Annotated in this window: 7 protein-coding genes; 1 reads left to right on the forward strand and 6 read right to left on the reverse strand. The window is 41.5% G+C overall.

Translation table 11 applies throughout. The features are described 5' to 3' along the window. Nucleotides 1-317: 317 nt before the first annotated feature. The 5 genes from PX636_RS20925 to PX636_RS20945 form a co-directional block, all read right to left on the reverse strand. Nucleotides 318-827 carry a HEAT repeat domain-containing protein gene (locus PX636_RS20925; RefSeq protein WP_258012245.1) on the reverse strand — a complete coding sequence of 170 codons (510 nt, stop codon included), beginning with the start codon at nucleotides 825-827 and terminating at the stop codon, nucleotides 318-320. Nucleotide 828: 1 nt separating this feature from the next. Beyond that, entirely contained in the window at nucleotides 829-2,763 is a 1,935-nt protein-coding gene (locus PX636_RS20930) for an NACHT domain-containing protein (protein ID WP_288118680.1), read from the reverse strand. 230 nt (nucleotides 2,764-2,993) lie between these two features. Further along, nucleotides 2,994-3,338, reverse strand: coding sequence for a hypothetical protein (locus PX636_RS20935; protein ID WP_002754005.1), 345 nt, complete (start codon nucleotides 3,336-3,338; stop codon nucleotides 2,994-2,996). Nucleotides 3,339-3,419: 81 nt separating this feature from the next. Continuing rightward, entirely contained in the window at nucleotides 3,420-4,154 is a 735-nt protein-coding gene (locus tag PX636_RS20940) for a M15 family metallopeptidase (RefSeq protein WP_288118675.1), read from the reverse strand. 31 nt (nucleotides 4,155-4,185) lie between these two features. After that, complete coding sequence (locus tag PX636_RS20945) at nucleotides 4,186-5,577, reverse strand: NAD-dependent malic enzyme (RefSeq protein ID WP_288118677.1); 1,392 nt, start codon at nucleotides 5,575-5,577, stop codon at nucleotides 4,186-4,188. A gap of 191 nt (nucleotides 5,578-5,768) precedes the next feature. Between PX636_RS20945 and pip the strand changes: the two genes are divergently transcribed. Further along, complete coding sequence (pip, locus tag PX636_RS20950) at nucleotides 5,769-6,719, forward strand: prolyl aminopeptidase (RefSeq protein WP_004163232.1); 951 nt, start codon at nucleotides 5,769-5,771, stop codon at nucleotides 6,717-6,719. A 5-nt stretch (nucleotides 6,720-6,724) separates the two neighbouring features. Here the strand turns inward: pip and PX636_RS20955 are convergent. Further along, a partial coding sequence (locus PX636_RS20955) for an O-linked N-acetylglucosamine transferase, SPINDLY family protein (protein ID WP_288118679.1) occupies nucleotides 6,725-8,644 on the reverse strand: 1,920 nt, incomplete at its 5' end.

Here is an 8,644-nt window from a genome sequence, read left to right on the forward strand (position 1 = left end):
AGACGCAAGGTTTTGAAGCACGATTCTCTCAAAATCTTGCACCTGTTTCGCAAGAAAAGCCACAAAACCCCTATCTTGCCTACATTTCACATTTATTCAGCAAGCCCTAATTATAGCATCCATAATGGCAAAACTGACACCATTTCTCTGAATGAAAGCGATACGTCGAATTCAAGTCCCCCTTAGAAAGAGGGATTTAGGGGGATCAAAATAAGGATTGAGCGGCTTTAATCCGAATACTTGGGTTCTTGTCTGTGAATAGTCTTTTGGCAAGAGTTCTGATAATTAAATCGAGGGATTCTGTACTCAATTTCATATCAGTTTACTGCATAACGAGAGCCAATTTTGCCGAGGGCATCAACAGCACTGAAACGAACGCTATCATCTTCATCGGAACAAACATTTACTAGATAAGGAATAACATCTTCTAGTCCAATTTCACCTAAAGCAATTGTGGCTGTGACACGAACTTTTACTTCCGTATCTTGTAGGGATTGAATGAGATAGGATATTGCTTTTTCACTACCAATTTTTCCGATAGATTCCGCCGTGATTATCCGAATATCGGGATTAGTATCAGATAAGCAGGAAGCTAGATAAGGAATTGCGGATTCATTGCCAATTTCTCCTAAAGCTCGAATCAGATTTAGGCGAACATTAAGATCATTTTCTCCTATTAAATGGGATACTAATGTGTCGGCAAGGCTGCTATTGCCAATTTTGCCCAAGGCTTCGGCAGCTTTAGCGCGGATCTGGGGGAGAGAATCGTTGAGTTTATTCAATAAAGTATTGATGGCGATTTGGGTGTTATTAAGTTGCTGAACCATGTTATTTTTTCTCTGGGTTATTGTTATTATGTTGCTGGGGATAATTCTGTTGTTTTCCTTGCACATTATGAGCTAAATTGCCAATGGTAGCTCCTCTGAAATCATAGGTAATAGATGAGGTTTCAGAGGTTGGGGATTGAGTGGAGTAAGAAATAGATTCAGGGAGGGGGTGATAGTATTTAAGTTTGTTTTGAATTGTGTCTAGTGCTTTTCTAGCTTGAGAGAGAGTATCGCCATTATTTAATGTGACAAAATCAGGATTTTTCAGGCATTTGATAAGTTCAGTCATCGCCGCTTCTGTGCCAATATTACCCAAAGCCTCGGCTGCCTTCCTACGAACAAACTCATCAGAGTCTTCTAAAGCCTTGAGTAACCCCGGAATGGCTGTTTCTGAGCCAATGTTACCCAAAACCCAGACTGCGTTCCCACGAACATCCTCATCAGAGTCTTCTAAAGCCTTGAGTAACTCATTAACAACTTGATTAGACTTTGTTAATCCCAATAACTCCACCTTAAACCGTTTCGGCACATCCAACCCAAGCACTAACCCCACTGTCTGCTTTTGAAACTCAAAGTTGACTTCTCCTGCTAACCTCGCTCCTAATTTTAAATCAATCTCTAACCCTAATTTAACCACCCGTTTTGCTTGGGTTTCATTATCCAATAACCCCAACAGCAACGCCATAGGTTCCGTCCATTTGAGATAATTCAAATAGTCCCACTGTAACTGCTCATCACTGAGATGGGGTAACTTTTTCTTTAATTCCTCAGCCGTGTAATACTCTTGAATCAGTTGATGGCGAAAAGCAATTTTATCATTACCTTCTAGGTGAATTAGATGATATTTCAATAAATCCTTTAACCACTGCTTACTGTAATATTCTGGGAATCCTTTATTTTTGATAAATTTGCTTAATTCTTCCTCTGCTTCTGTTCGGGAAATAGCCACCTGAATCTCGGTTTTTGACTCCCCTTGGGTCATTTTCCAAGCTAACACTTGCAGCAATTCTCGCCACCAATCCCGGGATTCTTGGTAAGTAGGAACATCTGCTTTTAATTTGTGGTGATAAACTGTTTCGGTAAAATGTCGAAAAACTAAGCCTAAATTAGCAGGAATTTGGCTTTTCTCATTAAAAACTTCACATAACATCCACAAAAGCAGGGGGGTTTCTCCCAATTCCTTGAGACGATTTCCCAACTGTTTAAGCATTTCTTCGCCTTTTTCAGGCAAATAGGTCTTGACAAAATCCCGCATCTGTGCTTTGCTCAGGGGGAGCATTTCCAGCTTTTTTTCAATATCTAAGTCGTCGCTGCCTAAATCCCTTGTGGTGAAAATCATAGAAATTTCTGCATACTGCTGGCGAAAGTTTTTTAATTTCTGTCGTGCAGTATCTGAGGGCAATTCATTGATACCATCAAATAATAATAATGGGCTAAAATTCTGATTTTCTAACAGCCAACTTTCTAGGGTATTACTATCAATAATTAATTTATGGCGTTTCAGGAATTGTAAAATTAAATCAAGAATTGAGGTTTCATACAAGCGTAATTCGATGAGAATGGGAATTTGAATGATTTTAGCTTGATTTTGTTGATTTAGGCGCAAGCTTTGGGTCCCTACGGATTCTTCTAATAATAATCTGGCTAAAGCGGTCGATTTTCCTGAACCGGGACGACCTTTTAAAAGAACGTGAACGTGATTAGCGGCATACTTGCGTAAACCTTCTAAAACTGTGAATCTTTCGGTTTTTTCTGGTCTTTCTTGTCGGTTTTGTGGTTCTTTTTCAATCGTCTGTACCCACAAATCCCTTAGCAAAGGTGCAGTTTTCGCTGGGCGTGTTTTTCCCTCTACGTCCGTGAGGGTGTAAAATGTCTCCCACTGGGCGTACTTTTCCGAGTCCGAGATAGATTCGAGATAGGGAGTCCAGTCAATCATTGATGCTGTCAAGTATTTAAATTACCTGTTGAGACGAGGAAAAAGGCAACCCCCCAACCCCTAGCAGGGGTAGGGTTGATTCATGAATCAACCCTACTATGAATCAACCCTACCTTGCTTATTTTTAATTGTAGGCTAAGAAGATTTGTTCATGACCTACAAGATAGAATCGGAGTTTCTGCATCCCTCTCTCCTGTCAGACCGGGAAAACCCCATCCGAATATAAACACTCACGCTGCCGTCGTACCTTGTTCCAAGCACTTTAGCGTATATCTGGCACGAGTTTTAAGAATTGTTAATTGATCTGTTTTTGCCAACAACTCATCTAACTCAGCTACTTCATCAGCGCAGAGTAAAGATTCTGCATTTCTCGTCACTAAATCATCTAAACGGGTTTGCTCTACGAGGGACAATTGACAACTTGCCAGCGCTTTTAATTCATCCACACTCAAACCAATCAAACAATCTTCATCGAGTCCTAATGAATTGGCAAATCGAGAATAGGTGTTCCAGTCTAATAAAACCCCAACTCGTTCCCCTTGCTCATTTGTTAAGTATTCTACCGGCTTGGACATATTAGAAACACTCACAATACAATATAATCCTATTTTAGTAATTAATTCCAGAAAATGCCATCGATCGCCGATAAGGTTATCTTATTTTTGTTTTCCTAATTGTTGGGCTTTATAAAAAGTTTCTAAACTGTGACTATCCCCGACAAAACGCCAGTGCCAGGGTTCATAATTAATACCCTGGAGATTATTTTCAGGGAAAGATAACTCGAAACTATACTGGGCAGCGTTATTTTGCAACCAACGAAAAGCGGCAGTATTAGCAAAACTGCTACTTAAATTCGTTGCGGGAGTGCTACCATCGCCAATATCGATCGCATAACCGGTATGATGTTCGCTGTAACCCGGAGGTGCGCTCACTTCTGCTCGTTTGCGGGTTTGCTGATTGCGTTGTTTTTTAACTTCAAAAAAGAGCTTTTCTTGGGTTGCTTTCGATCGAAATGCGGAAATCGGCATTAAAATCACCCCCGACCTTCTCGCGTCACTCTGCATCTCGATAAAAGCCTTGGCTGCCGGTTTCCTTAAACGCATAGCACCATCCCCAGTAATGGGGGCTAATTCCGTCTCCGGAGCCTCTTGATAGGGTAAATGACCTAGAATGTTCTCAATCGGGCTAGGAGTGGCTTGAATGGGGGGGGATGGATTAATAACCGGTTTTTTTACGGTAGCAGGGGGACGATTCAAGACTGCTAGGGCAATTATGCCGGTTCCCACCAGAGCGAGTAAACCGCTTGCGATCGCTATTAGACCATTAGGATTAGTAGTTTTTGTGTACTGGTTGTCCCGCAAAGCTTCGGGAATATCATCGATCGGTTTCACGGTTTACTTACCCTCCTGCACCATAATTACATTATTCCCCGGCCACTCCATCTTGACGAGCAGCGTGTTGAACGGCGGCGGCCACAGCCGTAACTACACGACTATCAAAAACCGAGGGAATAATATTCTCTCGATTGAGATTAGCAGGAGTGATCAAAGAAGCGATCGCTTTGGCCGCTTCCAGATACATATTATCGGTGATTGCCCTAGCGCGACAGTCCAAGGCCCCGCGAAATAATCCGGGGAAAGCGAGAACATTATTAATCTGATTGGGATAATCGCTGCGTCCGGTAGCCACCACGGCCACTAAATCATTGATTAATTCCGGTTGAATTTCGGGAATCGGATTAGCCATGGCAAACACGATCGCATCTTTAGCCATTCCCTTGACCATTTCGGGAGTCAATACCCCCGGTACACTCACCCCCAGGAAGACATCAGCGCCTTTAAGAGCATCCCCTAGCTTACCACTGGCAGCCACGGCCCAAGCTTGTTTTTCTGGGGTTAAATCGTCCCGTTTTTGGGAGAGGATACCAAGGGAATCACAGAGGATTATATTTGTAGCTCCTGCGGTTTTAAAGAGAGTAGCGATGGCGATACCCGCTGCACCCGCACCATTAATGACGATTTTGACTGTATCAAGCGATTTTTTGACCAATTTGAGGGCATTAATTAGGGCAGCCAGGGAAACGATCGCTGTACCGTGTTGATCATCGTGGAAAACGGGAATATTTAATTCCGCTCGCAGACGTTTCTCGATTTCAAAACAGCGTGGCGCGCCGATATCCTCTAGGTTAATACCACCAAAAACCGGAGCGATTCTTTTGACGGTTGCGATGATTTCTTCGGGGTCTTGGGTGGCTAAACAGATGGGAAAAGCGTCAATTCCGGCGAATTCCTTGAATAACATCGCTTTCCCTTCCATGACTGGCAAGGCAGCCTCTGGCCCGAGATTTCCTAATCCTAATACCGCGCTACCATCGGTAACTACAGCGACGGTGTTGCCCTTGATGGTTAATGAGTACACTTGTTCGGGGTCGTGGGCGATAGCGGTGCAGATGCGACCAACTCCGGGGGTGTAGGCCATGGCCAGGTCATCTTGGGAGGTGAGGGGAATACGACTCTCAATGGAGATTTTACCCCGACGATGGAGATCGAAGGTGCGATCGGAAACTTTCAGGAGTTTAACATCCGGTAGAGCTTTAACCGCGGCGATAATCTGTTCCGCTTGGTCGGTACTAGCGGCATCAACCATCACCTCGCGGGTGCTAATCTTTAAATTGCGTTCGATCAGAGAAATTTGCCCTAAATTCCCCCCGACATCGGCGATCGCATTGAGGACAGAAGCGAAGGTTCCCGCTTGATTGGGGATTTCTATCTTGAGACTTAAACTATAGCTAGGATTGGGCGTTAAATGAACCATGCTGAAGGCTTCCAATACTGATAAATATTGATTATCTTCTATCTGTGAAGGACTTTGGTATCTAATCGCGCAGTTTCTTTAGCTATTAGGGTTTCTCTGGGCCTAACACCAGGGGAGCGGGGTGTGGGGTGTGGGGTGTGGGGAGATGGCAAATTAGGTTAGACTTCATCTTGATGAGAAAGGCTGTAAATATGACTAGAGAATTATATCCGGCGATCGATCCCTATGGTACTGGTTACTTAAAAGTATCGGCTCTCCACACAATTTATTATGAAGAAGTGGGCAATCCCCAGGGTAAACCGGTAGTATTTCTCCATGGCGGGCCCGGCGGTGGTATTGAAGGGATTTATCGTCAGTATTTCGATCCACAGAAATGGAGAATTGTCCTTTTTGATCAACGGGGTTGCGGTAAAAGTACCCCCCACGCTGAGTTAAGAGAAAATAACACTTGGCTGTTAGTGGCAGATATCGAAAAACTACGAGAATTATTAAAAATTGAGCGCTGGGTAGTTTTTGGTGGTAGTTGGGGAAGTACCCTATCTTTAGCCTACAGTCAAACCCATCCCGAACGATGTTTAGGCTTAATTTTGCGCGGGATTTTTCTACTGCGAGAAAAAGAATTAAAATGGTTTTATCAAGAGGGAACCAGTTATATTTTTCCCGATATTTGGCAGAATTATTTAGCACCTATTCCCCCGGAAGAAAGGGGAGATTTGCTGGCCGCTTATTATCGGCGCCTGACTAGCGATAACCCCCAAATCCGTCTAGAAGCTGCCAAAGCTTGGTCAATTTGGGAGGGAAGTACCAGCAAATTAATTCCCGCGGACAATTTAATCGAGAGATTCGGTCAGGATAATTTTGCCGAAGCTTTTGCACGTATTGAATGCCATTATTTTGTCAATAAGGGTTTTTTAGAGACGGATAACCAACTCATCGAAAATGTTGATAAAATCCGCCATATTCCCGCGGTTATCGTGCAAGGACGTTATGACATTGTTTGTCCGATGATTTCTGCTTGGGAATTACATCAAGCTTGGCCGGAAGCGGAATTTATCATTGTTCCCGATGCGGGACATTCGATGACAGAAGTGGGAATTCGTAGTGCTTTAATTGAGGCTACCGATAAATTTGCTCATTTATAGATAAGCTAATCATGGTGATGATTTTGCCAAATTTCTTCGTAGGCTTTTTCCATATCTATCGTAAATTTTTTTCCATTCCAGAGGGGAGATGTATGACGAGATTGACGTAATTGATAACGGACTTCTTCCCTTAAATTTTTATTTAATCCTAACTTAATTCCCCACTGCACATATTCCTCATCACTCCAAGCTATACCCTGACTAATGCCGGCATTTTTCATAAAAGTATAGCTATTGCGGGCTGCAAATTGTTCACCAACCCTAGTGACTAAAGGAATCCCCATCCAGAGGGTTTCTAGGGTTGTGGTAGCACCACTATAGGGATAGGTATCGAGAACTATATCAGCAATTCCTAGATTAGCGCGATGGGTTTCCTCATTGAAATCATTAGGCAAAAATCTTAATCTATCTTGACTAATTCCCAATTCGTCGGCACTTTTGAGAAATAATTCTCGAATGGTTTCTTTGTCGGCAAAACCTTTGATTAAAAGATAGCTATTAGGAACCTGTTGGAGAATCTGCAATTGCAGATAAATCATGTTTAAGGTGCGTTTTAATCCCGATTGCACGGTCAGATAAATAATAGCATCATCGGGAATATTTAAATCAGTTCTTCTCCTAGTGGGAACACCCACTTCAAAACCATCCACGGATAAATAAGAGTTAGGAAGTCGGATGATTTTTTCTGAATAAATTTCTTCAGCATTTTCGGGTAAAACGTAGTTATCGGCAATAAAATAATCAATCGCAGGGATTCCCGACGCATCTAATCCTAACCAAGTTACTTGTATCGGTGCGGGTTTTAATGCCATTACTAGATAAGTTGTATTATTGGTTAAGCTATCAATATCCACTAAAATATCTAATTTGTCTTGACGAATTTGGGCAGTTATTTGTTCAATTTTTGCTGGCAAGTTATAGCTATAATCTGAGTTATTTTTAAACCATTTTTCAGTAATTTCGTCTGCTGCTTGGTTGACAAAATAGGTGTAAATTTCAAATTTATCTCGATTATGATAGTGAAATAACCAGCGACTTAACCAACCCACAGAATGGCGACGGAGAGTATAGGCAATATAACCAATTTTTATTTTTCTTGCTGGAGATTTTGGAGAAGAAACAGGAGCAATATAGTTATAGCGTGTTCTTACATCTGCTTGAAAAATTTCTGCTAGTTTACTTTGTAAATAGCGATTAATTTTCGGATTATCTTGATAGTAGGGAAGACAGATAGTAACTCCTAAAATAGAGTCGATAATAAAGGGACGTGCATTAAATTGTTTGGCATTAATTTGTCGCTCGATTAGTTGTATTAATTCATCGATAAATTTAGGTAAATTTCCCCAGTCTCCCTTAGCTTGTAAAATACCAATCACTAGAGAAATTCCCAAGAGCTTTTCAGTAGTTGTCTGGCAATTTTTATAAAAATTTTCGGCAATTTCTAGAGATTTTTTATAGTCAACAGTGGTGGTTTTATAAAGATTAAACAAACTATTTTGTAAGTATAAATCCTCTGGTAGAAAGCGCAAACAAAGTTCTACTAAATTAATGGCAAATACACTTTGCTTTTGTTGATAACCATAATTGACAATTGCTGAGATAACTTTGGCCGCAATTATTTCTGGATTATTGATATGTAAGGCTGCTAATTCTAAAAAGTGGATGGTATCAGTACAGGGGTAGATTAAAACTTTTTCCGTCACTCGCAGCAGTAAATCAAGATTAATTGCTGCTGTAGCTGTATTCTCTAACAGTTCAAATACACACCAATCATTGCACTTTTCCATAGCAAAATTTTGGAATTGTATTTCTAATTCCATCAGATGCAGGAGATTATTTAAAAAACTAGGATTAAGGTTTTGTAGATGCAATCGAATTAGATAGCTTGTCTCTAGTCTTTGGGAATTTTCTTGTCTGGTTGCCTC

It is taken from the genome of Microcystis sp. M53598_WE2, assembly GCF_030067735.1.
GTDB classification, from domain to species: domain Bacteria; phylum Cyanobacteriota; class Cyanobacteriia; order Cyanobacteriales; family Microcystaceae; genus Microcystis; species Microcystis aeruginosa.